This is a genomic window from Thalassotalea sp. G20_0 (genome assembly GCF_017744175.1).
Lineage (GTDB): Bacteria > Pseudomonadota > Gammaproteobacteria > Pseudomonadales > Endozoicomonadaceae > Endozoicomonas.
This window is the reverse complement of record NZ_JAGHQV010000009.1, coordinates 1-26,147: the sequence shown is the minus strand read 5'-3', so window position 1 is coordinate 26,147 and position 26,147 is coordinate 1. Positions and strand designations below refer to the sequence as shown.

Annotated in this window: 19 protein-coding genes, 1 tRNA gene and 1 pseudogene; 9 read left to right on the top strand and 12 right to left on the bottom strand. The window is 46.6% G+C overall.

What is annotated here, in order from left to right; all coding sequences use genetic code 11:
• Positions 1–39 precede the first annotated feature (39 nt).
• Complete coding sequence (locus tag J7438_RS07475) at positions 40–3,369, bottom strand: hypothetical protein (protein WP_209276064.1); 3,330 nt, start codon at positions 3,367–3,369, stop codon at positions 40–42.
• 443 nt (positions 3,370–3,812) lie between these two features.
• Here J7438_RS07475 and J7438_RS07470 point away from each other — a divergent pair, with 443 nt between their 5' ends.
• Positions 3,813–4,262, top strand: coding sequence for a hypothetical protein (locus J7438_RS07470; protein WP_209276063.1), 450 nt, complete (start codon positions 3,813–3,815; stop codon positions 4,260–4,262).
• Between the two features lie 83 nt (positions 4,263–4,345).
• Here J7438_RS07470 and glk read toward each other — a convergent pair whose 3' ends face one another.
• Entirely contained in the window at positions 4,346–5,320 is a 975-nt protein-coding gene (gene glk, locus J7438_RS07465; protein ID WP_209201516.1) for a glucokinase, read from the bottom strand.
• A 466-nt stretch (positions 5,321–5,786) separates the two neighbouring features.
• Here glk and prfB point away from each other — a divergent pair.
• The 3 genes from prfB (at position 5,787) to J7438_RS07450 (ending at position 9,596) form a co-directional block, all read left to right on the top strand.
• Positions 5,787–6,885 (top strand): peptide chain release factor 2 gene (prfB, locus tag J7438_RS07460; RefSeq protein WP_209201517.1). Its coding sequence is split into 2 segments (ribosomal slippage): positions 5,787–5,861 and positions 5,863–6,885, totalling 1,098 coding nucleotides; the frame shifts between segments, so codons are not numbered across the junction.
• Between the two features lie 15 nt (positions 6,886–6,900).
• Positions 6,901–8,421 (top strand): lysine--tRNA ligase, encoded by a 1,521-nt coding sequence (lysS, locus tag J7438_RS07455; RefSeq protein WP_209276062.1) that lies wholly within the window; start codon positions 6,901–6,903, stop codon positions 8,419–8,421.
• A 452-nt stretch (positions 8,422–8,873) separates the two neighbouring features.
• Positions 8,874–9,596, top strand: a complete 723-nt coding sequence (locus tag J7438_RS07450) for a TetR/AcrR family transcriptional regulator (protein WP_209276061.1) — start codon at positions 8,874–8,876, stop codon at positions 9,594–9,596.
• Between the two features lie 259 nt (positions 9,597–9,855).
• On the opposite strand, the gene J7438_RS07445 is transcribed toward J7438_RS07450, so the two are convergent.
• Positions 9,856–10,779 (bottom strand): Ppx/GppA phosphatase family protein, encoded by a 924-nt coding sequence (locus tag J7438_RS07445; RefSeq protein ID WP_209276060.1) that lies wholly within the window; start codon positions 10,777–10,779, stop codon positions 9,856–9,858.
• A 219-nt stretch (positions 10,780–10,998) separates the two neighbouring features.
• On the opposite strand from J7438_RS07445, the gene ung reads away from it, so the two are divergent.
• Positions 10,999–11,685, top strand: a complete 687-nt coding sequence (gene ung / locus J7438_RS07440; RefSeq protein WP_209201521.1) for a uracil-DNA glycosylase — start codon at positions 10,999–11,001, stop codon at positions 11,683–11,685.
• 112 nt (positions 11,686–11,797) lie between these two features.
• A tRNA-Arg gene (locus J7438_RS07435) sits at positions 11,798–11,874 on the top strand.
• A 24-nt stretch (positions 11,875–11,898) separates the two neighbouring features.
• Here the strand turns inward: J7438_RS07435 and J7438_RS07430 are convergent.
• The 7 genes from J7438_RS07430 to J7438_RS07400 all read right to left on the bottom strand — a co-directional run bounded on the left by J7438_RS07430 (position 11,899) and on the right by J7438_RS07400 (position 18,581).
• Positions 11,899–12,321 (bottom strand): hypothetical protein, encoded by a 423-nt coding sequence (locus tag J7438_RS07430; RefSeq protein WP_209276059.1) that lies wholly within the window; start codon positions 12,319–12,321, stop codon positions 11,899–11,901.
• Between the two features lie 847 nt (positions 12,322–13,168).
• Positions 13,169–13,951, bottom strand: a complete 783-nt coding sequence (locus tag J7438_RS07425; RefSeq protein WP_209276058.1) for a hypothetical protein — start codon at positions 13,949–13,951, stop codon at positions 13,169–13,171.
• Between the two features lie 167 nt (positions 13,952–14,118).
• Positions 14,119–14,712, bottom strand: coding sequence for a hypothetical protein (locus J7438_RS07420; RefSeq protein WP_209276057.1), 594 nt, complete (start codon positions 14,710–14,712; stop codon positions 14,119–14,121).
• 413 nt (positions 14,713–15,125) lie between these two features.
• Positions 15,126–16,037, bottom strand: a complete 912-nt coding sequence (locus tag J7438_RS07415) for a hypothetical protein (RefSeq protein WP_209276056.1) — start codon at positions 16,035–16,037, stop codon at positions 15,126–15,128.
• Between the two features lie 139 nt (positions 16,038–16,176).
• The gene (locus J7438_RS07410; protein ID WP_209276055.1) at positions 16,177–17,034 is read right to left on the bottom strand and encodes a hypothetical protein; all 858 of its coding nucleotides are present in this window, start codon (positions 17,032–17,034) and stop codon (positions 16,177–16,179) included.
• A gap of 231 nt (positions 17,035–17,265) precedes the next feature.
• Positions 17,266–17,772 carry a C2H2-type zinc finger protein gene (locus J7438_RS07405; protein WP_209276054.1) on the bottom strand — a complete coding sequence of 169 codons (507 nt, stop codon included), beginning with the start codon at positions 17,770–17,772 and terminating at the stop codon, positions 17,266–17,268.
• 449 nt (positions 17,773–18,221) lie between these two features.
• Positions 18,222–18,581, bottom strand: coding sequence for a hypothetical protein (locus J7438_RS07400; RefSeq protein WP_209276053.1), 360 nt, complete (start codon positions 18,579–18,581; stop codon positions 18,222–18,224).
• 138 nt (positions 18,582–18,719) lie between these two features.
• Here J7438_RS07400 and J7438_RS07395 point away from each other — a divergent pair, with 138 nt between their 5' ends.
• Positions 18,720–18,872 carry a hypothetical protein gene (locus tag J7438_RS07395; protein WP_209276052.1) on the top strand — a complete coding sequence of 51 codons (153 nt, stop codon included), beginning with the start codon at positions 18,720–18,722 and terminating at the stop codon, positions 18,870–18,872.
• A 612-nt stretch (positions 18,873–19,484) separates the two neighbouring features.
• Here the strand turns inward: J7438_RS07395 and J7438_RS07390 are convergent.
• The gene (locus J7438_RS07390) at positions 19,485–21,104 is read right to left on the bottom strand and encodes an ankyrin repeat domain-containing protein (protein WP_209276051.1); all 1,620 of its coding nucleotides are present in this window, start codon (positions 21,102–21,104) and stop codon (positions 19,485–19,487) included.
• Positions 21,105–21,801: 697 nt separating this feature from the next.
• On the opposite strand from J7438_RS07390, the pseudogene J7438_RS07385 reads away from it, so the two are divergent.
• Both J7438_RS07385 and J7438_RS07380 read left to right on the top strand, forming a co-directional pair.
• Positions 21,802–23,197, top strand: a pseudogene (locus tag J7438_RS07385) (IS1380 family transposase).
• Between the two features lie 784 nt (positions 23,198–23,981).
• Positions 23,982–24,890, top strand: coding sequence for a hypothetical protein (locus J7438_RS07380; RefSeq protein ID WP_209276050.1), 909 nt, complete (start codon positions 23,982–23,984; stop codon positions 24,888–24,890).
• Between the two features lie 536 nt (positions 24,891–25,426).
• On the opposite strand, the gene J7438_RS07375 is transcribed toward J7438_RS07380, so the two are convergent.
• Positions 25,427–25,801, bottom strand: coding sequence for a transposase (locus tag J7438_RS07375; protein WP_209204317.1), 375 nt, complete (start codon positions 25,799–25,801; stop codon positions 25,427–25,429).
• Positions 25,802–26,147 lie beyond the last annotated feature (346 nt).

The window sequence follows — 26,147 nt, the reverse complement described above, 5'->3', positions numbered from 1 at the left end:
GGGCTTATCATTTTATGCAAGCGGTTGACGGCCTTGATGTTAGTCAAGCTGAATCATCGCAAGCAGTGTTGTGATAAAGTCCCTTCTTTTGATCTCGTAATCACTCTCATGGGGAGCTGTCAATAGCCATCTGTTAACTCTGTGCTCAAACGCTTGGCGGTAACTATGGCTCTTCAATTTCACTTGAAGATTCTCAGTCAGCACTTGCAGGTGCTGTTGTTGTTTTTGCCGCTGGTAAGTCTGGCAGTCAGGTTTTTCGGGCTTGCTTTCACGGTGCAGAGCGATGAACTGCCTGGCTTTATTCAGGGTGAGCAGGGAGCGCATCAGCAGGCCATAAATATGCTCCTCCGGGTTTTGTGGAAAATTAAACAGAATGGTTCGTGGTATGGAAAATATCTCTCTTCTTTGCAACCGATCTGTCAGCAGGTCAAGGTTATCGGCAAGGTATGCCAGCGTATTGTTCAGTAATCCGGTTTCTTCAGCAAACGACAAACACCACACCGGCCTGCTCACGCCAGGAACGTCAATGACCAATCGTGCTGTATTTCTGTCTGTTACCAGGGCGTCAATACTGACCTGAAAGTCCATTACTTTCATACCCAGATCACCGTCTTTAAGCTGAATATTGTAAGCTGTCGGGAGTTTAATCGCCGGACATCCCGGAACCCGGCTGATGGTCATGCTCTTGGGGATTTCTGAATCCCTGTCGGTGTTAAGTACCTGCAGCTTTTCAAAGAGGGTTCTGGCAGACTCATCTGTCGTGCAAATAATGTCAATATCATTGAATGATGAGCAGAGGTTCTGTAAATAGCGCGCGTATGAACCGGTCACCAGTAGGGCGGGAACGTCACAGGCGTCATTGATTTCCTGGATGATCTCCAGTGTTCTCAGTATCAGCACATTTAACCGGGAAGCCTGCCTTTCCGGTAAGCCCGGTCCGCCTGCTGTTGCTACGGTATACTTCCTGTGCACGGGAACATCCGCTGTGTGTTGACTGGCAGAGGCTGCGTACCCCTGGGGACTGCCCCCTGAGGCAACGGTATTTGCCCGCAGCATACTGTCAATTATCCTGGCTTTGTGAACTTCGCAGTTGCGTTGCTCAAACCAGGAGACCAACGCATGGTGCCGTTTGCTTCCTTCCGGAAAATGCTGAAGGCAATTCAGAACCTGTTCCTTATGGATGACTTGTCCATTAATAGAATGGCTGGTGATATAACAGTGTGCCAGGAAGAAAAAATGTATACGTGAATTCTTGAATGAGTGCCTCAGGGGGGTGATGGATTGCAATACCTGTTTCGCTGACACCACCTGATGATCAATTGTCAGCCCATGCTGCATAGCCATGAATTTCAATAGACATTGCAGTCGATCATGCTCATCGTCTTTGACCGATACGCTGTTCAGGATTTGCCAGGCCTCTTGAAGTGTCTCCTGAGCTTCGCTGGTTTCCTCGTACTTTTGAGATTGTTTCAACTTTTGAATCAGATACCTGATTTGCTTTGCAGAGTGATCCCCGGGTACTTCATTAAACGCTGCCAGTACTTTCCGATTATCCAGACAGGCGCTATTCAGCTCTCTTGCATTCAATGCCAGCTGAGAATAAAAAACAGCTTTTTCGAGCAACCAGCCACCGCGTTCATAATCCTTAACCACCGCCTCCGGTGAAATCTGCTGACCATTGAACGCCAGGCCCCTCAGACAACATTGATCCCTGAAGCGTACTATTCCCAGTTTGCCGTCCGAACTTTCCGGAAAATCCTTAACCACTGCATCCGGTGTGACCTGCTGGCCATTAACCACCAGTCCTCTCAGGCAACATTCCACTTTGAAGCGTGCCAGCGGCAGAGACGCTCTGGCTGCCCTGAAACCCCTGACCACCTCATCCGGTGTGACTTGCCGGTGATTCAACGCCAGGGCCCTGAGGCAACATTGTTCCTTAAAGCGCGCTATCCCCAGTCTACCTTCCCGGGTATCCGGGAAATCCTTCACCACCGCATCCGGTGTGACCTGCTGGCCATTCAACACCAGACCTCTCAGGCAACATTCCTCTTTAAAGCGTGCCAGCTCCAGTGTTGCCCCGGCTGCCTGATAACCCTTAACCACCAAATCCGGTGTGACTTGCTGGCCGTTCAGCGGCAGCCCCCTCAGGCAACATTCTGCTTTGAAGCGCGCCAGCTCCAGTGTTGCCCCGGCCCCCTGATAATTCTTAAACACCACCTCCGGTTTGGCCAGCTGGTCATGCAACGCCAGGCCCTTCAGGCAACATTGTTCGCTGAAGCGTAATGTCCCCAGTCTGCCTTCCGGACTATCCGGGAACCCCTTAACCACCGTTTCCGGTGTGATCTGCTGGCCATTTAATGTCATGCCCTTCAGGCAACATCGTTCCTTAAAGTGCGCCAGCCCCAGTCTGCCTTCCGGATTATCCGGGAAATCCTTAACCACCTCATCCGGTGTAATGTGCCTGCCCTTCAACAGCAGGCCTTTCAGGCAACATTCTGCTTTGAAGTGCGCTAGCTCCAGTGTCGCATTGGCTGCCTGATAATCGTTAACCACGGCATCCGGTGTGACCTGCTGGCCATACAACATCAGGCCCCTCAGACAGCATTCCGCTTTGAAGCGTGCAATACCCAGTTTGCCATGCAGACTATCCGGGAAATCCTTAACCACCTCGTCTGGTGTGACCTGTCGGCCATGCAATGCAAGGTCTCTCAGGCAGCATTCCGTTTTGAAGCGTGCAATACCCAGTTTGCCTTGCGGACTGTCCGGGAAATCCTTAACCACCACATCCGGTGTGACCTGCTGGCCTCTCAGCAGCAAGCCTTGCAGGCAGCATTCTGCTTTGAAACGCGCTAGCTCCAGTGTTGCTCTGGCTGCCTGATAATCCCTGACCACGGCATCCGGTGTGACCCGTTGGCCATTCAATATCAGGCCCTTCAGGCAGCATTCCGCTGTGAAGCGTCCTTTTCCCAGTTTGCCTTCCGGACTCTCCGGGAAAGCCTTAACCACGTCGCCCGGTGTCACCTGCTGGCTATTTAACGGCAAACCCCTCAGGCAACATTGTTCCATAAAGCGTGCGATCCCCAGTTTGCCTGGCAGACTATCCGGGAAGGCCCTGACCACCGCTTCCGGTGTGACCTGTCGGCCCTTTAACAGCAAGCCCTTCAGACAACATTCTTCCATAAAGCGAGCCAGCTCCAGTGTTGCCCGGGCGGCCTGAAACTCGTTAACCACCTCATCCGGTGAGATCCGCCGGCCTTTCAACAGCAGGCCTTTCTGACAACATTCTGCTTTGAAGCGCGTTATCGCCACCAGATACTTATTTCGATCTGGCTTCCGGGTGAATTCCTGAATGACCTGATCCGGGGTCACTTTTCTACGGTTGAGTAGAATGTTCTGCAAGCAAAGTTTTGACAGAAAAAAGCCACCTCTGAGAGAGGTTCTATCTTTTCCATAGGCGTTAAGTACCACAGCGGGGGTGACTTGCCGTCCCTGTAATGGTCTCTTTTGCCAAAAAGCGTCCTCAATACCTTTGGGATCATCCCGGGGTGGGGCTATATCCCTGTGGGATGGATGGTTTGAGACTCTTTTGCCATGAAAAGTGCTTCCGTTGCGGCCAGGAACCCTGCTTGAAACGGTTTGTTGGCGAAACCGGTCAGCAGGCTTTGGGTGGGCGTAGGTTGATGTGGTTGCTTTCAGAATAAAGCCCTGCGCGCATCAGACTGTAAATATCGTTATCAGACCTCAAAATGATGAGCAGGTTCCGTTTCAGGTGCGTTATGGGGCTCTTTAGAAGATCGGAAAAATGAAAAATTATGGAACTAATTTCTAAATTCAGGCTCTTAAAAGATTTAGACATCTTTCAGGGTAATTTAATGCAAGCATCCACATCAATGTCATCAATTATTCAAATACTTCCGACTCAGAGTGCGGAAGCCTCTGATTTACCAGATATTCCAGAACCGATATCTTGTCAGTTTAAGTGTCTGGGACGCACGGTTTCACTGTTGGAACGAACAGCTGTTAATCTGGTTGTTAGCCTGCCTATAGCCTCTGGTGTTGCCATTTGTGTCGAACATGTTGTCAGGGGGGTTGCCGGTGCTTATGCAAGTAGTTTGGCAGGTTTTTTGACAGGTTTTGTCGTAGGTGGTGTTGCAGGTATGATCGCCGAGCATGTGTATGTTCAGTGTCGGCATGTAGCCCCGACGGAATCACCTGTACGGTTTACAGGGATTATCAGTCATGACCCTGAGCAGGTTGTTTGAAAATTTGTCTGGCAGTTGTGGACGAATTGCTGCTCTTCCAGTATCTCTGGAAGCTGACCCGGATCAGGGTCAGCCACGAAAAATCAATGGATGAATGGGTTGCCTGATGCTTCACACGCACCGATCAGGCCCGGGTTGTCGTGAATAATCAGACTGGTTGGGATAGCAGCCAGATAATCGGCCATCTTATCGTTAAGGTCGAACGATGTCCTGAAATCTGATTGGGCGAAGAACTCCGGGAAGCGTGGAATAATGCCGCCAGCAATATAGACGCCCCCCTGGGCTCCGGTGGTCAGTGCCGCATTACTGGCGGCCCTGCCCAGCAATTCACAGAAATGCAGTAGTGTCTGTCGACAGAGGGGTTCCCCGTCCAGGGCCTGAGCCGTGATTTCATGATTTTTCAGTGTCTGTGTTCGGCCAGACAACATACTGTGGGCTTGATACAGCCGTTCAATGCCAGAACCGCACAGTACCGATTCCCAGGAAACATAGCCCAGCTGCTGCTGAAGAATACCGAGAATCTCCTTATCCATGGCGGATATGGGCGAAAACGCCGCATGTCCGCCCTCTCCGGGCAGAGGCAGCCAATGATCGCCGGCCTTCTTCAATGCGGCGACGCCAAGGCCCGTGCCTGGTCCAATAATCAGTTTGGTGGCCCCCGGGATTGCCTCTCCGTTGCCAATCTTGACCAGGGTGTTTTCAGGCAGGGCAGGGAGGGCAAGCGCCTGGGCGGTAAAATCATTGATCACTTTGAAGGACAGCAATTTCAGCGTGTCTTTCATGTCAGACTGGTTGAATTCCCAATGGTTGTTGGTCATTTTTATCGTCTGGCCACTCACCGGGCAGGCAAATGCCATGCAGGCATGATCCACGGCAACTTGTTGATGCTTCAGGTAATGGCTGACCGCATGATCAAGGTTATCGTAGTCATTACAGGCCAGCACTTGTACCGAGTCTGTTTGCAGCTTGCCACCCAGTGAGAGTGCAAATCTTGCGTTGGTGCCACCGATATCAGCTACCAGTGCCATTGAGTCATTCAATAAAGTGTCACGTGACATGATGAAGAGTGCTTCTGTTATGTACCCAGAGCAGAAGATCCTGTTGCCACACAGGCCGTGGGGCTTTGGGGCTCTGGCTACGGGTGAGGGTGAAGTAGCGGGCGGGAGTTTACCTTACTGTTAAGTAAAGGCGTAGTGTGATGTCATGACATGAGTCAATGGGCGGGTATGCAGTGTTTGGATCCCCGTGTTGGGAAGACAACTTCGACAGTTCCAGGCATCTGGATACCGGAGCAATTCCAACCAACAGGCTATTGTTGTAAAATCATTCAGTTGTATTACACGTTTTGGTAATGGCCTTGTCGGCCAGCTGTTGTTGTGAGCAGTGTTTCATAGGCAGCCATGTGCTGCCAACTTCATTCCCATTGTATTTCCAGAGCGGTCATTATTGGTCAGCTCTTGATGGGTCTATGCAGTATAAAGTGTTGGTGCCGTGTGCACCTGAAAAAGTGAGTGATATAGGGCAATGTTTGAAGTCAATCCCATTAAGGAGCGTATCAAGGACCTGAGAGCGCGTACTGACGTGCTTAGGGGGTATCTTTGACTACGCTCACAAGAGTGAGCGGTTGCAGGAAGTAGAGCGGGAGCTGGAAGACCCGAACGTCTGGAACGATCCGGAGTACGCCCAGAAGCTGGGCAAAGAGCGTTCCACCCTGGAAGCGATTGTTTCTACCATTGATGAGCTGACCAGTGGCCTGGGGGATTCTGAAGAACTGCTGGAAATGTCGGTAGAAGAAGAAGACGAAGAGGGTGTTCAGGGCGTTGTGGATGAGCTTGATGAGCTGGCCCGGAAACTGGAAGTACTTGAATTTCGTCGTATGTTCTCCGGTGAAATGGATCCTAACAGCGCCTTTCTGGATATTCAGGCCGGTTCCGGCGGTACTGAGGCCCAGGACTGGGCCAATATGCTGCTGAGAATGTACCTGCGCTGGGGTGAGGCCAACGGTTTCAAAACGGACATCATTGAAGTCTCTGCCGGTGAAGTGGCAGGGATCAAATCGGCAACGGTTCAGTTTAACGGGGATTATGCGTTTGGCTGGTTGAGAACTGAAATCGGCGTTCATCGCCTGGTGCGCAAATCACCGTTTGATTCCGGTAATCGTCGCCATACCTCCTTTGCTTCCGTCTTCGTTTCTCCTGAGATTGATGACAATATTGATATCGAAATCAATCCGGCGGATCTGCGTATTGATACCTATCGTTCCAGTGGTGCCGGTGGACAGCACGTCAACACCACCGATTCTGCCGTGCGTATTACCCACGGGCCATCGGGAATTGTTGTACAGTGTCAGAATCAGCGTTCCCAGCACCAGAATAAAGACAAGGCCATGCAGCAGCTGAAGGCCAAGCTTTATGAGATGGAGATGCAAAAAAGAACGGCGGAGTCTCAGGCGATGGAAGATTCCAAGTCGGACATCGGCTGGGGTAGTCAGATTCGCTCCTATGTACTGGATGACTCCCGTATTAAGGACCTTCGTACCGGGGTAGAAACCCGGAATACCCAGTCTGTGCTGGATGGTGACCTGAACAAGTTCATTGAGGCGAGCCTGAAAAAAGGTCTGTAACTGGAAGAATATTTTATGTCTGAAGAACATTTTTTGTCGCAACAGGTGCAGGAAGAAAAGGCTGCTGAAGCCCATGAAGAGAACCGCCTGGTTACCCTGCGCCGGGAAAAACTGGCGGCCATTCGCGCAAAAGGCGTGGCATTTCCCAATAAATTCCGTCGTGATTCGCTGGCTGGCGATCTTCAGGAACAGTTCAAAGATCATGACAAGGCTGCCCTGGAAGGCCTGAACCACCACGTTAAAGTGGCTGGCCGTATTATGTTGAACCGTGGCGCGTTCATGGAACTGCAGGATATGTCTGGCCGTATCCAGCTCTATGTGAACCGCAAACAGCTGCCAAAAGAGACCCTGGATGCCATCAAGACCTGGGACCTGGGGGATATTATCGGTGTAGAAGGTGCTGTTCAGCGCTCTGGCAAAGGCGACCTTTACGTTGATATGAGTGCTGTCCAGCTACTGACCAAGTCTCTGCGTCCATTGCCTGAAAAGCACAAAGGCCTCACCGATACCGAGCAGCGATACCGCCAGCGCTATGTTGACCTGATTACCAGTGAACACTCCCGGGAAACCTTCCGGACCCGTTCCAGAATCATTCAGGGTATCCGTAACTACTTCCTGGGTCAGGACTTTATGGAAGTTGAGACGCCGATGCTGCAGGTGATTCCCGGTGGTGCCACGGCCAGACCGTTTGTGACCCATCACAACGCGCTGGATATCGATATGTACCTCCGTATCGCCCCGGAACTGTACCTGAAGCGTGTGGTCGTTGGTGGTTTTGAACGGGTATTTGAGATTAACCGGAACTTCCGCAATGAAGGGCTGTCTACTAGACATAACCCGGAATTTACAATGATCGAGTTCTATCAGGCTTACGCGGATTACACCGACATGATGGATCACACTGAAACCATGCTGAAACAGCTGGCTCAGGACGTTCTGGGTAAAACTGAGTTCGAGTACCAGGGGCAGATGATTGATTTTGGCAAGCCGTTTGCGCGGATGTCGGTATTTGAATCTATCTTGCATTTCAACCCGGATCTTGATGCCGCTGATATTGACAACCTGGAGTCAGCCACACAGGTTGCCGGTAAACTGGGCATTGATGTGAAGCCGATCTGGGGGCTTGGCAAGGTTCAGATGGAAATCTTTGATGAAACGGTGGAACATCACTTGCTTAACCCTACCTTCATCACGGATTACCCGACCGAAGTGTCGCCTCTGTCCCGTAAAAATGACGACAACCCATTTGTTACTGAGCGCTTTGAGTTCTTTGTGGGGGGTCGGGAAATCGCTAATGGCTTCTCTGAGTTGAATGACTCAGAAGACCAGGCTGAGCGCTTCAGACAACAGGTAGCTGAAAAGGATGCCGGGGACGATGAGGCAATGCATTATGATGCAGACTATATCAATGCACTTGAATACGGTCTGCCACCAACTGCCGGAGAAGGTATTGGTATTGACCGGCTGGTGATGCTGTTTACGGATGCGCCGTCAATCAGGGATGTGTTGTTGTTCCCTCATATGCGTCCTCAGTAGATATTGACGCAGGAGTAATTGTGCTTAAGTTTGTACTTGTCAAATATGTGAATCGACGATGCAGGTATCATTTGCATTGGTTATATGAACCTGCCGTTTGGTTACCGTATTAGTAATTACCTGCTTAACTCAGTTATTTTCTGAGTCGCTGATAGTTCGGGATTGATGACATGAGCAGGCCAAGCCTGCTCATGTAGTATCCGGGAGCCTGAAGTTAAGTCGATGCGCTTTGCTGGTGAAGCCAGGAGTTTGCCATACGCCCGGTCTAATCGGTCTATAAGGATATGGGTAGTACTCCAGGTATGGCGGTCTGATAACCCTGAATAGTGGCAGGGCCGGTTTTCATACGTATGGTTGATTTCTGTACTAAGATGCTTGTTCAAGCGACGGTACTGGACGAACGCTATAAAACAATCAGGCAACTGTAAGGCAGTCTTAATATGGTCTCAACAATGGATTCCTCATCAGAAGGCATGAAAAGCTCTGGTATGCAAGACAGTGATATGAAACTGAAATATCAGGGGCGAAAAACCAGTCGTGCCAATAGCGAACAGCGTCGTCGTACAATTCTTGAGGCGGCTTTAAGAATCGTTGTCAGAGATGGCGTCAGGGGTGTCCGTCATCGTGCTGTTGCCAAGGAAGCCAATGTTCCTCTTTCTGCAACCACTTATTATTTTAAAGATATTACGGATCTCATCACTGACACCTTCACTCTGTTTGTGGAGATGGGTGCCCAGAAATTCAAGGCGTACTGGGAAGAGTCTGACAGTATGCTGAAAATGGCCATGAAAGAGCTTGTGCCATCGGACCAGGCCAGTCGTCAGGTATTTGCTGACCGGATCAGTGATCTTGCTATTGAGTATGTGCTGATTCAGCTGGCAGAACATCGTGACTACCTGATCGCAGAGCGTGCTTTCCAGCAGGAGTGCCTGCGTAACGAAAACCTGAGGCCCATTGCCTTCAGTCACCAAAAGTTCTTTCTCGATAGTCTCAAAACATTCTTTTCTAAAATCGGCTCTAACCATCCTGATATTGATGCTGAACTATTTGGCAGTATTATCATTCATGTTGAGTACCAGGGATTAATTGCAGGTTTTGAAGACGAAACAACAGTGGACAGGCTCCGGGTCATGCTCAAGCGTCAGATAGAGTTGATGCTGGGTGTATACAGTTAGTACAGACATTTTCTGCCTTTTGCGTCACAACTTCGTCCACCGTGGGAAAGCCAGCAGAACCATTTGAATACCCTTAAACTCTCATGATTCTTCAGGCTTTCACGATTCTTTCAGTGCATGGAAGCAAAAGACACGGAACTACAAATTAACGAAGAGCAAAAGAAGATATTTTCTTTTCCTTTTACTCTTTGTGGCATTCACAGCTACATCCTAAATGTCCATTCAGAGAGGGAATTAGCAAACTTAATGAAAACGTCTATTAGTGCCAGAGTATTGGAAATTCGAGCATTCCAACAGTGCTGTTGTGGTCGGAGATAAACATTTGCGTAATGTCCAGCTCTTCCATGAAACCAAATACCAGAATTGCACTTGAAAGACTGGCTTCATTGGTACCGATGGATGAGGCCTGATCCAGGATATATCTCTCCAGTTTGCCCTTGTCCAAAGACATTTGGTGCATGGTGATATCTTCTGCGAAGCCTTCCTGAAATACCGGGCCGATACCGGTGATTTTAACCTGATCTTTCTTCAGTTCATTGCGAATAATGACCGGCGTTTTCCGGGCAAGATATCGTGCGAAGGTGATACCTGCTTCGAGTTCTTCAGATGATATGGGGGATAATGACCTCGGCAAATGTGTTGGTTTATTCTGGACAACTTCCTTCAGGTATTCCATAAAGGAAACAGAACCAAAATCACCTTTGTGGGCAAATGGACCAGCTTCAGGATCGGAGATAATCAACTGAAAACTCTCCTTCCCGATATCCCAGACGACAGGCGTTTCAGAATTATCAGTCGCCGTTAAAGCTGAGAAAAAATCCATTCGATCTTCTTCTTCAGGGGATAGAATGCGAATATTGATACCGCTTGTACGCCGTATCTTCTGCACCAGCTCTTCGGCGTTATGAGCCTCCCTGAAAATGTCAGTAGCAATGGCTCTTACCTGAACTGCCTTGAAATGTTCCTGTCGGGTTCGCAGTTTTTGAAAGAGTCTCTGAGCCTTTTTTAGCATAAAGCTGCTGAAAAAACGGTTGTCGCTAGCTGACAGGTCATCGTAGAAACCCGCTTCCAGAGAACCGTAATCAAGGTGCCGGTAAACTTTATCGGTCTTGTTGTTTACGTCGGCGATAGCAAAATGAATAGAATTGGCATTGATTTCGATGGCCATCCTGCGTTCGAGCATTGCCAGGGACTGGCAGCTAAAAAGAAGGGCTGCAACCGCAGAAATTCTGATAGATGCTTTATTAAAAGTTTGCATTGTATTGAAGGCGATCCGTAACGAAGACTGAGTTGTTATTAGTAAAGGTGTTGCTGTGCTAAAGTGCGTTGGCTGGCAAAGAGTGTAGTTGGCTCTTATGCGGTTGGAGGTAATTTATTTGTCAATGTTAGTTGAGGTAGGGTGATGCCAGACATCAAATTGGAACCTTCCTGGAAAGCCATGCTTCAGGATGAATTTACCAAAGAGTATATGCAGACCCTGCGCAGCTTTCTGCAACATGAAAAGGCTCAGGGCAAGATGATTTACCCCAGGGGGGCAGAATACTTCCGGGCCCTGGACCTGACGCCGTTTGCACAGGTCAAAGTGGTGATTCTTGGGCAGGACCCTTATCACGGGCCGGGTCAGGCTCATGGGTTAAGCTTCTCGGTACGTCCCAAAATCGTCATTCCTCCATCGCTGGTTAACATGTACAAAGAGTTGGAGTCAGATTTGGGCATTCCGCCGGCCAATCATGGATTTCTGGAACACTGGGCCCATCAGGGAGTGTTACTGCTCAACAGTGTGTTGACTGTCGAGCATAAGCAGGCTGCTTCTCATCAGGGCAGGGGGTGGGAGACATTCACTGACCGGATTGTTGCCGCGTTGAATGAGCAGCGAGAACATATTGTTTTTATTTTGTGGGGCAGCTACGCACAGAAAAAAGGGCGGTTTATTGATACCGGTAAACACCTGGTTCTGACATCTGTTCACCCATCGCCACTATCAGCTTATCGAGGCTTTTTTGGCAGCCGACCTTTTTCCAGGAGCAATGATTATCTGGTCAGTCATGGAATACAGCCTATAGACTGGCGACTGCCACCCCTGAATTGACCGGTGATATTTTGTTCCATGAGTACTGTACATAGGGCCTTGGTTTATGTATGATCCACGCCACTGAATGCAGACGGTGAAGGACACAGTTTGTAATCGTTTCAGTCTACACGCGCTCGTAGCTCAGCTGGATAGAGTACCTGGCTACGAACCAGGCGGTCGGAGGTTCGAATCCTCCCGAGCGCGCCACCAAATGGAATGATTCATCAGAGTTTACAGCTGAATTGGCTGATTGAAGATGTTGATCTCCTGATCAGGCGTAGCTTTTCGAAGCTCACATTCATACGCCAGGTAAGCATGGTAGTCGCTAATCTCTTTTTGGTGCTTTGCATTATTCAAAGTATTCTGGTTGCGGCGTCTATTGTTTATCCTTCGCTGTATTCTTTTACGCTCTAAAAAAGCGGGATCCTGACTACGCTTCCTGTAGTACTCCCTGTTTATCTGCCTTTTATACTCTGCGTAAGCGGGATCTTTGCGACGCTCTCTTTGGTAGTTCCTGCTTCTCTCCCTGTTACGTGCTGCGTTAACAGGATCTTTAAGACGATTCCTTTGGTAGTTCCTGCTTTTCTCCCTTTCAAGCTCTGATTGAGCGGGATCATTGCGACGCTGCCTTTGGTACTCCCTGTTTCTATTCATTAAATATTCTGCATAAACGGGATCTTTGTAACGCACGGAGTTCCTGTTTATTTGCCTTTTACATGCATCGTTGGCGGGGGGGGCATTGCAAAACTTCCTCTGACCCTCGACTATTGCAGCGTTACCGTCAGCGAACACCTCTGTTTGGGGTATTTTGCTATAACTTGTCGTTTGATTTAGATGTTGTGGGCTATAAGGTGCGGTAGAAAAATTGATTTTCTGATCATCTGGATGCCAATGGCATGCAGGTATTGGATTTCTGGTTTCTGGCTCACTCACCGATAAGAATGCCTGTGGAATAAAAGGGGGAACTGGTTCTGGTGCTGGCCTGGCCTCAACAAGTTCATTATCAGAATCCCAGGGTACATAGTAATCAAGGTCTGATTGTTGTATGTCAGGGAGCTCATTGCTGAAAGTAGCTGCTGAATCGGTAATAATCAGATTATCAATATCATATTCAAGCAGGGAATGAAAAGAATCAACATTATTTTGGCAAAAATTTGATTGATTATGGTAAGCAGGTAAAGATAATTCCAGCGCGTGAACAGACTTACCATGATATGAAGGCTGCTGATCGTTATAATCAGGTGGAATCAGTTGTTCCATTGAATATAATGAGCAGGAAAGAGTATCGGAACAGGCAGGCTCAAATGAGGGTAAGTTATTAAAGAGATACATTGAATTATGAAATTGTCAAATTAAAGGCTGAGACAATTATTTTATAAAAAAGTTCCTTCCTGAAAAAACTGATCAATATTTATGTCAACCAAATATAGAGTTTTGCTGTCTATCTATCCAGGGAGCAGTGAACAACACCTGCTTACTTTTTGTTTGTTGACCGTCCAATCTAGATAGGTTGGGTTTGAACCGGATTGTTGAGATTTTTTCTTTCATTCAACGGCAGAGGATGGGGGAGCAATGAAGAAAGTTCTGCTTGTTTTGCATTAGCTGCCTCTTTTCCTTTTTCCCTTGCTACTTTATCACTATAGCCTTTACTTATAGCTTTTTTATAGGCCATTAACTTGGCACTGTATATGGCCTTTTTCACCTTGCCTTTGGTGGATGAATAATATTTGGCTCTAGCCCTGTATACGACCATCTTGCCGTGGTCGGACGTGCGGTATCTGGCTCTGGTCTCCTTGCCTTTGTCAGATGCCTCGTATCTGGATTTGGCCTTCTTACCTTTATCAGATGCTTCGTATCTGGTTCTGGTTTTCTTAGCTTTATCAGATACTTCGTATCTGGCTTGGTACGTTCTGACTTTATCGCATCCTTTATCATTAATCATCATGCTTTTATACGACATTGATATACTTTCTTCGAAAGTGTTGGCCTGAGATAAACGACTTACTACAGGTTGATCTTCGTTTGCAGGGTTATTAATGATTGCTATTGACCTTTTTCCAAGCATTGGATTATCAGATGATTTATGAAAAATCACTGTCGGACACTGAGGGTCATATTTGTTGGTTGTATCAATACGCATCGAACATAGAATATTAGCTGCTTCGACAACTTCACGGGAGAAAGCCTGAACCGATACTCCAGATAAAGAATAAGTATTATCTTTAAAATAAGGGAAGAACTCAGAAGTAATATTTGATTGAACAGAAAAATCAGAAATTTCCATTGAATTATTGAATTGTTGAGTTGTTGAGTTTTACAGTAAGACTGCTCTATCTTATAAAAGTTCATCTCTGAATAATCAATATTTAAGTCAATAACAATGAAAAGCTTTTTATGACTATTTGCTCAGGTTGTTAAATAAATTGAAATAAAATAGAGCTTGAATCAAGCTCAGTTTTTTATTACTCGATACGAATCCAGGATAATGGCGGCAGCTTCCTTTCCGGCAATTCTTGCCTTTTTCCGATCACCATCGACTCCGTTTAAAACTGAATTATAAGCCTTCCGGTAAGCTTTCATGTAAGCCTTCCCTTTCTCGGACTTTGCCCATTTTTGTTTGGAAGATATTCGCTTCCGGGAACGAGCGTAAGCTTTGATGCGAGCCTTTCCTGCCTTGGACTCACGGTATGCTTTCTTATAAGGCTTGGTATTTCTGGGCTGAGCGTAACCTTTCTCGTTTACCTTCCTTTTCCCGGACTGTTTGTTAGCTTCTGCGTGTGTCAGGGGCAGGGGGCCCTCAGAACTGCACGATTCATGTGTCTTACTCTCAATGGTTGCAGTTATAACTTGCTCTTGTGTGTCTTTATGCAACAGATCAGGTGTAGTCTCTGGGTGTGATGACGGCTGAGACAAACCTGCCAATGGGTTTTCCGGAGGTAATTGATGGGCGGTTTGTTCTGCGTTTGTTAATGCTGGATCTGTGCATGAATGGTCACAGGAAAAAATGTCGTCAGGTGGCTCCGGTGAATAAAGATCCGGGCGCATTATTTCTTTTTCAAATAATGGTGAATAAGATATTGAAAAATCATTAAGTGAGCATGGAGATGGTAGTGTGACCTGATTGAACAATCTATCCACTAAAAAAACATTGTGAGGTGGATCATGTTTCCGCACATAATGGCCAGTCATGCTGGGCATCGGACTGGAATCATCAGGTGGTATTACAGCTACGTCTGAAGAGTCCTGAACACAGGAAGAGACAGAAGCGAAAGATGAGTCTACGTTAAGTCTGTCCATTGAATTATTGCACTCTTGAATTATAGATTAAGACCGCTATTTTTTTAAAAAAGTTCCTACCTGAAAAAAAACTAATTTGTCTCAAGTGATCTGACGTTTTTGCTGATTTACTGTTTTGGTTCCAATAGTTGAACTTTTTATTATAAATTTTCTGCTATATGTTATTCTCTTATCAAGGTAGAAGCTTGCTTGCCAGCGATTCTTGCTTGTTCTCTATCGCCGGTATTCTTGAAGGCTTTATAGTAAGCTCTTTGGTAAGCCTTCCGTTGCTCGGACTGGCGGTAAGCCTTATGGTAAGCCTTGCCTTTCTCAGACTGAGCCCAGGCCCGTATGGAAGCCTTCCGTTTCTCGGTCTGTGAGTAAGCTTTATTGTAAGCTTTAATGTAAGCTTTGTGTTTCTCGGACTTACAGTAAGCTTCCAGGTAAGCTTTACGTTTCTCGGAACGAGCGTAAGCCTTCCGGGAAGCTTTCCCTTTCTCTGATTCACGGTAAGCTTTCTGGTAAGCCTTCTGTTTCTCGGACTTACTGTAAGCCTTCCGGTAAGCCTTCCCTTTCTCGGACTGAGCGTAAGCCTTGTGATAAGCCTTCAGGTAAGCCTTCCGTTTCGCGGTCTTAGCGTAAGCCTTTTGATAAGCCTTTTGATAAGCCTTTCGTTTTTCAGTGCTTGCGTAAGCCTTCAGGTAAGCTTTCCGTTTCTCAGATCTTGCGTAAGCCTTTTGGCAAGTCTTACCTTGAAAAATGGTCTGAGATTGACCCGGTTCGGAAGCCGAAGTTGTAATATCCAACTTATTTCCGGCAGGTGATTGATCTTCTTTAGTATGGCTGGTGATGATCACTATCGACCTTTTTTCCAGCCGGGGAGTATCAGTTAAAAAATGAACAGGCTCCATCGGCTGCTGAAGGTATTTTCTGGTTTTATCAGTATGCATGGCACATAGAATGTTCGCTGCCTCTACAACTTCACGGGAGAATACCTGACCTGATAAGCCGAATTCAGAAAAAGTAGTATCGTGATAATTAGAAAAATCATCTGAAGCTGCAATCAATTGAGTAGAATAAGTAGGTATTTCCATTAAATGCTTGAATTAAGGAATTCCGGCTTATGACAGATGTTCTTATAAAAAGTTCCCCTGATGACAACCCACACTTAATCTTTACGTCAATTCAGATGGACAGGATGGCTTGAGACACTCATCTGTTGTATAACCGGGATCATTCTTCGCAGCCAGCTGTTTGCTGCGCACATTGACGTTTTAAGTTCGCTTGATTTCTGCGGTGCTGCCTAATGCGCTCCCTTTCGCGCTCTGCGAAAGCAGGATCTTTGTAACGTTCTCTATAGCGCTCCCTGCGACGCTCCCTTTCGCGCTCGGCGTAAACAGGATCTTTGCGACGCTGCCTGATACGCTCCCTTTGGCGCTCTGCGAAAGCAGGATCTTTGTAACGTTTTCTAAGGCGCTCCCTTTCGCGCTCTATGTAAGCAGGATTTTTACGAAGCTCTCTTTGGCGCTCCCTCTTGCGCTTCAAGTAAGCAGGATATTTGCAACGCTCTTTGTGCAGCACCCTTTCCCGCTTAACGTACGCAGGATCTCCGCGATGCTTTGTCTGGCACCTGGCTATTGAAGCGTCATTATTAACAATTTCCTCTGACTGTTTCGTGTGGTTGTCACTTGTTTTTTTGTTCAGGCTTTGTGGCTTGGAAGATGCGACAGAAAGATTGGTTATCTGATCATCGGGGTTCCAATGGCTCGCTGTTGTTGGCTCCCTGATCCGAGGCTCACTCTCTGATAGGCATAGCCCCTGAAGAAAAGGAATATTTGGTATTAATGATAACGTTTCATCTTCAGATTTATCACTGGAGCTCCGGGGTAAATATTGATTAAGCACTGATTCTGGTATGTCAGGATCATCAGTACGGATAAAGTCTTCTGTATCGTCAGGCGTTATAGGTTTAATGCCATATTTATTCAATGAATTACAAGAATTGTTGTTATTTTTGGGTATGTCTGACTGGTTATGGTAAATGGGAAAAGGAGTTTTCAATGACTGAACAGGCATACCCTGATACGTCAAATGACATTTGCCTGAACCAGATTTACCAATTCTTCCTAATAAATATGATGGACTGAAACAAGGATCAGGAAAAGCAGATTCAAATAGAGCTGGCTTATTTGATAGACTCATTGAGTTATTGAACTATTTAATTATAGTCTAAGACCAAGGGTTTATATGAAAGTTTCTCCACGTTTTTGCCGTTTTTTATCCTGATGGATAGAGATCACTATCTACTGATTCCCTGATTACTCACAGTTTAACCCAGTTATCTTGTTTTACAGGCTGAATATGATGATGTTTTTTTATATGGGTAAATAAGTTGGAAGACTGAGCAAAAGATGTTTTACACTTCAGGCAAAGATAGGGTTTAATTCCTGAGTGAATATAAGTATGTTTTATAAAATCATATCTGTGAAAGAATCTTTTTTTACAGGTTTGACACTTAAAATTTTTTTCTCTTAAATGAATCGATCTCTCATGAATCCGGCGCGTACCTTCCCTTACAAATGTTTTACCACACCCTGAATAGGAACACATAAATTTCTTGTTGTCAGGTTTTTTTTCAGTTGGGTCACGATCAGAAGGTGTTTCTTCAGACACGTTAGTTAAGCTTTGTACCTCAGGTACAGAGGTAACAGAAAACTGTTGGTATAAGGCTGGGTGTGATTCATTATTGATCTGATTAATATAGACTGGAACCGGACCAATGAATGTGAAATAAGGAACTGGGGGCAAATTATTAGTATTAAAAAACATAATGAGGCTATTGAATTATTGAATCAATACTCAGACCTCTTCTTATTAAAATAGTTCCGCCTTTAAACAAAAAACAAACAACCCATTCGTTATGACAACAAGGCATAAAATTATGCTGCAGATATTTAGAATGATGATGTAAAGTTCTTCGAAAGTCAGCGTTATCACGGTTTGAAAGTCGGTGGTTGTCTGGTGAGTGGATGATCAGTCTGATTGAAATAAGGGCAGGAGAGATAGTGGATACTTTGAGGACTTAGCCTAACAGGCCTGCTTTCAGAGATCACCTCTATGCTTGGGTTTAAGTATCAATCGTTAGAACTGCATAGCGGTGCCGTTTGATTATCACACCGCAGTATTTTTATGCCAATAGCTGACAGTATAAAATTAATACTTACGTTCAGTTTTGCATCCGGTTAGATTTCAAGCCGGAAGTACAACGCAGGTCAGTGTTATGAATTCTGTAAGGCCATTTTCAGTTTATCAGCAAGATCCACCCGCCCTATGGTAGTTGATTTTAAAGGATCAATCAGAACAGATGTCTTATAACCTCCAAGGGCAAGATCATTCAGAAATGTAAGCATTGCTTTTGTGAAATCATTCGGGCATTCACCTTCAACTCTTCTTGTGTATTCCAAATTGAAGGGAGTGCCAATGGAGAGGGCCAAGGGTTTCGAAAGGGTGGGATTTTCACCGACAATTCGTAATGCTACTGGAAAGTTAAAATCACTTAAGTCTAATGACTCTCCCGTTACCGTTATTGGTTCCAGATGATTCAGTAAGTCAGGACAAACATCATCCAGTTGAAACATCTGATTTTCATGGATAATATCGCAACTTCGTAACAGTTCAAGCTTTAATACGGGAGTTTGACTTTGTTGATCGTAACCCAGATTTTTCAGCCCCTCTAGTAACAACGAATTGAAATCGTCCTTTCGAGACTAACGGTTATGAACCTGTTTGTTTTTTTCGGGGTAGCCAATAAATCCATGGCGTTGATGCTCGCGGACAACCGGCAGTTCTCCGCAGCTTTTGAACGTTTCAATGGAGCTCCCGCAGAGGCACAGCAGATTTACCGGTTGTTTATTCGAAAACAAACATAGTTACAACTTAAGTCTAAAATTATTTACAGTACCTAGTGCAGGCAAGCGTTGATATCCATACCGTTCGCACTGACCGGAGTCGAGGTGCGGTGCTCCCATCCGTCGACTCCGCTCAGGATGAACGGGGTGTACGGGTATTAGCGCTTTCCTGCACTAGGAGGCTGTCCGAGAATAGACTGCCCTGCTGCGGCGACAGCAAATTGGTCTAAAAATCCGCTTTTGTTCGGCAAATAGCCCCGCTATTCACCTCACAAAACCGAATTTTTATCCTCAATTTTCTGCCGTCCTCGCTACGGGCGCTATTCTCGGACAGCCTCCTAGCGCATTGAGGCAGATTAGCAATCTATTTTGGCCTATTTTGTTGAAGCCGTTTTGGGAGCGGGGCGGACCATTCCAGGTCTTGAATCCATTCAAAAGAAAGCCCTAACCCAGTTTCGGGCTCCTTGGTTTAGCGTCAAGAAGAAAGACCTGCCCCCTGCTTTTGACCCCAGCTTTGCGGTCACTTATGGATTATTCGCTTCCGGACTCCTGAGTGTTGCTTCACATCCGCTCCGCCGGGGCTCTGTTCAGCCATAGAGCCAATGGCTGTCGCACTCAGGTCAGCACTGGATCTCACGTTCCTGGGAAATCCATCCTGTAGACAGCCTGCGGGGCACTCTTCAGGAGATGAACGATATTTATGTAAGATTCAATCCTCTCAAGAGCGGCAGAGCTATTTCGGGATGCACGTGAAATTTCAATACTGCCAAGCACTTGTGCAATTTTAAGAGGGGTATGTCCTGCAGTGTTGTGGGCATTGACATCAGCATTTGCAGCAATCAGGCGTTTAACAATCTCTGGCTGACAACTCTCAACCGCAATGTGAAGGGGAGTGCCACCGTTTGTATTATTATCCTTATATCTGTCAGCCGCAGTGCTGGGGGAGGTCGGCTCCCCGCTTGAGATGCTGGCATCGACATTAGCATTTGCGTCAATCAAGAGTTCAACAGTAGATGCCAGACCTTTTCGAGCCGCAAGATGAAGGGCGGTCCACCCGAATTTCATAGGGGCATTGACATCAGCATTTTCTTCAATCAAGGTTGCAATGATGCTTTCAGGCCGCCCTTTGTTGACTGCACAGAAAAGCGGAGTCCGACAATCATCGTCACGGGCGTTAACGTCAGCGCCTCTCTTAATCATGGCCTTGATATTTTCTGGCTGACCGCATTCAACTGACCGGTAAAATGCAAGCTGACTGGACCCCGGACATTTAAGTTTATCAAGATCAACGCCCCTGGTTTTGGCTCGCAACTTGTCAAATAGATTCCACTCATTGATCTCAATCAATGCACCTAGCAGCGCTGCACGTGTCCCTTTGCAGGGGGCCTCAGTATCACAAGTTGCTTGGGCTAAAATACTGACCAGAGATTTCGACAGTTTCCCTTCATCTTTTGCCCAGCGGAGCAGTGTCTTGTCTTCACCAATGAGTACTTCAGTGTCGGCACCAGCATTTGCCAGAGCGTTAACAGCCTGTTCTTGCCCGGCTTTAATGGCACTGTGCAGGGGAGTATTCCCGTAGCTTTTTATTTGCGCCTCTGTTGAAAGGCATTTTAAGTGAATATCGCCAGGGAGGCCCTGGAGCCGTTCCGACTGATAATAAAGCGCGTGGAATAACCGCCTGTCACTGATTTCACTGGGCGTTTCCATCAATAGCGCCTGAGAATTGATATTAGCCCTCTTTTCAAGCAAGAGCCAGATGGCATCCTGTTGCCCGTGTTCCGCCGCAAAATGTAGGGGAGTCTTACCGCTTGTTACGGCATTGACGCTGGCTCCATGGCTGAGAAGATGCTCTATAGTCGCTACATCACCTTTGATGGCAGCGCAATGGAGGGGAGTTAGCCCGTCTTTGGTGCTGCAATTAACATTTAGACCGAGGTCAAGCAGGCAACTGACAGCATCAGGCCGACCTTTGGCTGCAGCCACAAGAAGCGGCATCTCCTCAGACGATAAACAATGGGTAACGCTACGACTGCAGCTTGGACAATCTTTAATATCCGGGGCTTTTGGCAATTGATCAATACACGACTTGTGATAGCTATGGGTACAGGGAACCACCACAATAGTGCGCTGAGTACCCAGACTGCCAAAGCAAATATTGCATTTATCAGTTTCCGTATTAGCTGCGTCAGAGACTACCAAATCGGCGGGTACTAATGTACTAATTTTAGGGGCATTAGATGGTACGCCATACATAACTTAAGCTCCTGTGGCATTGTTGGTATAAGCTGAACAAACGTACGTATATGACCGTACAATTAACTAAGTGCTTAAGTTAGTCTGTCCATTGGCGTAATAGTTCCCCCGTTTTTATATTTCTTTTTATAATTTGCCCCAGAGTAAGGCTAAGCCGTCTACTCCACGTGCTGACGAGATGGAAGGCTCGCTTCTCATGGAGGGTTTAAGGTGAGGTCTTGAACTTGAGTGTGTTCAAAAAGAAAGACCTGATGTGACCATGATCAACGGCATTGGTATCGTTCGCATTCTTGCGACAACAGGCAACATATATCGCCACTGCTGAAGTGCCTGTCGCAACGCCTACTGCTGCCCCCACCCCAAAGCCGACAAACATTGCAGTATAAGTTTGTGCCAGCTCCATGCTGACAAACCCACTGGAAGTACAACAGAATACTCCACATGTAAAGCTGGAACATTTACACATGTTATCATCTTGATTGGGGCATAAATAATGATCAGTGCAAGAACCAGTTGATTCCATAAAATGTACCTTTTCAGAGTTTCCTGAGACCGCTTTTACTACTTATCAATTCATTAATGGACTTGATTTTTTCTAACCCGAATATTTCATAAATAAGAGCAGGTTCCGCCCAATCACTTGATATGATTGGGTCGACCAAAAGAAAGCTTCGGAAGAAGCAAACCGGAACCTGCTATGGCGAAACATACACAAGAAACCCTTCGTTTTCACCCTGTTAATGGTAAAACTGTCAGAGCTGATTTTAACGGAGGAGAGTTGTCCTCCGATTTTGGCGCGCTGTTACTGCGTGAAATGGCCATCCGCAGTGAGCTAATTCCCCGGCTTGTCAAGGCAATCCAGGACAAACGACATCAATCCTATATTGACCATTCCATGCAGGATCTTCTGACGCAAAGAGTGCTGCAAATGGCCTGCGGTTATCAGGATGCCAATGACAGCAACCATTTGCGTAAGGACCCCATGTTCAAGCTGGCTGTCGGTCGCAGCCCTTTGAATGTCGAGACTCATCTGGCTTCAGCCCCCACATTTTCACGACTCGGGAAGGGTTTGTCCCGCAGGGATATACACAACCTGGCCCTTTGCTGAACATTTTCTCCGCAGTTATAAAAAACCACCCAAGCTGGCAGTCATTGATCTGGACCACACAGCCAGCCTGACACACGGTGCTCAACAGTACAGCCTGTTCAACACCAAATACGGCAATACCTGCTACTTGCCGCTGATGATTTTTGAAGGCTTGAGCGGGAAATTGATTACCGCCATTATGCGGCCGGGTAAAACACCCTCAGGACGGGAAAATGCTGCCATTGTTAAACGTCTTTTGACGCTGATTCGGGAGTCCTGGCCGAAAACACATCTCATCATCCGGGGAGACAGCCATTTCGCCCAGCCGGAGCTGATGCGCGTTGTTGAGCAGGATAAAGCGGCTGATTACATACTGGGCAAAGGTGCTGGTCATCCAACAGCCTTGCGCCCCATGGCGGACGAGAGCATGGCTGAAGCCCGCCGCTGTCTGCAAACACGTACAGCATACGCCCGGTCGAACAAATTGAAGGAACCCTACCGGGTGCGTGTGTATGGAGAGGCTCAGTATCAGGCGAAGAGCTGGAAAGGTCTGGATACACGAGTCATCTACAAGGCAGAAGTGAATCAGATGGGTGACAATCCCCGGTTTGTCGTGACATCAATCAAAAACGCTTCAGCCAAGTGCATTTATGAGCAATTTTATTGCCCCAGAGGTCAGGATGAAAACTACATTAAACACCTGAAAAATGATCTGTCCTGTGATCGGACATCGGATATGGGCTTTCGGGCGAATGCATTGCGGATGTACTATGCCTGTGCCGCTTATGTTTTGCATTACGAAATGAGAACCACTGTACTGAAGGATACAGAGCTGCAGAAGGCTCAGCCTTCAACAGTAATCGCCAAGTTGTTCAAAATTGCCGTTAAAGTGGTTGAGTATAAAGATCGTGTGAAGTTACATCTGCCCAGCAGTAACCCAATGAAAGTGTTGCTGGAACGAGTGACAGAAGCTTTTGCTACCCTGCCAGTTCTCAAACCGGGATAACAGACACGACTTTTTAATTGCCAGTCAGTTACCTGGCGTTTTATTGAATCAACTGAAAGAGGTTGAGGGTTCATTGCGCCTGGAGTCAGGTAAATCGGTCTTTTTTTTGAAAAAAAACATGTCGGGATGCAATGTCACCGCAGAGAAATACGCTGATACAATCTGACAGACCATGTTTGTTCGAAAAAACATCAAACACTCGAACTGTAGCAGCGTTTATGAAATATTCGGGCTAAAAAGTTTCGATATTCCTTCCCTGTGTGTGAACTAAGTGCTGACCCTGCCTGGGTTATGGCAGAATCCGTAATTTTTTTTTACGGACTTAGTGATTTTCGCGCCCTGCGAGGTTACAAAAAATAAATACACCTCTATTTCTTCCAGTTTTTTGATCATCAAATAGCCACCAAGAGTGGAGGCCGCTTTTTGTGTACTGTGAACATAGTGTGCTTGATATTTATTAGACGCTCAAAGGCGTATATTCAGCGGAATATAGCTGGGAAGGAACTTGTGTAACGAAGTGGGAGTCTTAAGCTGTGATTCAATAACTTAATGAATTTATGAATTAATGACTGATCCAGATTGTAACTTACAAGGCTGTTATTCGAATTTTCTCACCGCATATGATGCTTTTATGTCCGGCGGTAAGTCACTTTCCAATCGCTATACACAAAAAAATGCTATAGCATTCGGTCAGAAAGTGGAACAAACGGCCCCAATCAATAACACCTCCATACCCGATGGGGATAGACTCCATAACCGATTCGATGATTCAAGAATTAAACAAATGTCAATCACTATTCTTGATTCTAAAGAAACCTGCCTGGATGAGCCCTCTGAATTATCCGTAAGACCAGAAACATTTCAGAAAGCTGATAGTGGCACTGAATCAGAAATAAAAATTGTGCGAGTTTGGAGTATGGCTGGTGAAGGTGGCTCTCACTCTGTTAATAACAGCCATCAGTATTCTAACGTGATGGAGCAACTCAGTCCGATAATTCATGCTGATAACTTGAGTAATAAATCTGTTTCAAACCCACCAGAAAAAATAACTGACAACAAAGCCTCTCGGTTGGAGCGCCGAAGGGAGCGCCGAAGGGAGCGCCGAAGGGAGCGTTGCAAAGATCCTGCTTTCTTAGAGCGCCAAAGGGAGTACCAAAGGGAGTACCGAAGGGCGCGTCGCAAAGATCCCGCTTTCGCAGAGCGCCAAAGGAAGCGCAAAAAGGAGCGCTACCAGACAGATCCCGCTTTCGCAGAGCATGAAAGGAAGTACCACAGGGAGTACCAAAAGGAGCGCTACAAGACAGATCCCGCTTTCGCAGATCGCGAAAGGGAGCGCCTAAGGGAGCGCTACAAGACAGATCTCGCTTTCGCAGAGCGCCAAAGGGAGTACCAAAGGGAGCGTCGCAAAGATCCCGTCTTTGCAGAGGGGCAAAGAATCTATAGGAATACTTACGACAGAATCAAAAGACAAACCGCCAACAAGGAAGAAGCTTCAAAGCAAGCGAATATCGCAAAAAAGCAGTATCTCAAGTCAATCCATTCAGCTGGAAACTCCGGTGAATTAACGCTGACTTCTAATTCAATTGAAACAAACCATAGTTCCAGTAAAATTTTTGATGGCTCTCCCCCCTCCACTTTCAGTCTTCAAGCTGAAGGAATATTTACCGTCCCGAATGAGCCTGTCTCAACCTGAGTGAACAGTCAGCAATCTAAAAGTAAGAAGGTATAGGTCACTGTCCTCCGGATAAGCAAACGGTAAAACCTGCTTTGCCTCTACGGGAGCATGTTTATGAAATACCCGGGTTAAGGGCTTGGAGGTGTTCACGCTAACCAGAATAGGTGTTCGCGCTCGCCAGAATACGCAGAGGCGTCAAGGTTATGGTTTTATTGGCCGACGAAACCAGCGTCATATATGGTCCGCCCCGCTTTGCAAGGATAAGTTTTCCATCATGACTAAAGAGTAATGCTTCCATTCTCCTAATAAAGAGACCGGCCTTTGGAGTGAGGTCTCAATGCCTCTGGCCCTGATGGAATCCGCTCACTCCCACCTCATCAGGTCTTCGGCCTCTTCGGGCCCTGACCCCGGTCAGGTTCAAGGGAGTGCAGGTCTTACCTTTTATGCCATCATTTGAACTTTATCCGCGCAACTCGTTGCAGGCTTCTTACACTGATTAACCGCTTTTGCTTTTCTTTTCTAACGACAAATGTTTAATAGTTTGATGCCGATGCTCATGCTGCTGCCTTGTACGGCTCTTTCCTGGTTAACACAGCCCAGACAATGCGAGTGTTTTTATTGGCAACAGCCACTGCTGATATATTCTTGCCCCTGCGCTGATCAAGCTCTTTAATCCAGTTATTACGTCGATTGTCGTGTTTATAGACTACCCTGCCAACGGTTCTGCCACCGTGTATCAGCAGGGTTCGCAGGTAGGTATCGCCCCGTTTACTGATCCCCGGCAAGGTGGGTACGCCACCGGTAGACTGCTGTTTGGTTACCAGTCCAAGCCAGGCTGCCATTTCCCGGCCATTTTTAAATGCTGATATTGGCTGCGTATTCGATGCAAACTCTGGATAGTGATTAAAAAGTTTTTCGCTAATGTCCATTGGCCTTACAATCATTCAAATATATACAACCATTCATTTATAAAAATAACACGACGTCTTCAACACGTACCCTTAAATAAAAAAATTAAACCGGGAACTTTTACGACACTGCATTTTCGAATAAGAGAGTGCCCGGTAATTTTTTGTGCTCTCTAATTTGCTGTTATGCATTACAACATTAAGAGCCCTGTTTATGATTCAGCAACCCGCTCAGCACCCCATTCAGCAACCAATTTGCGACAGCGCTTCCCAATGTTCAGGGAATGGCAACGAACATTCCTGGCTCGGCCATGGCGTTGCTGTTGCTAAAGCATTTGCGAAATCATTGATTCCAACGGAAGATCCT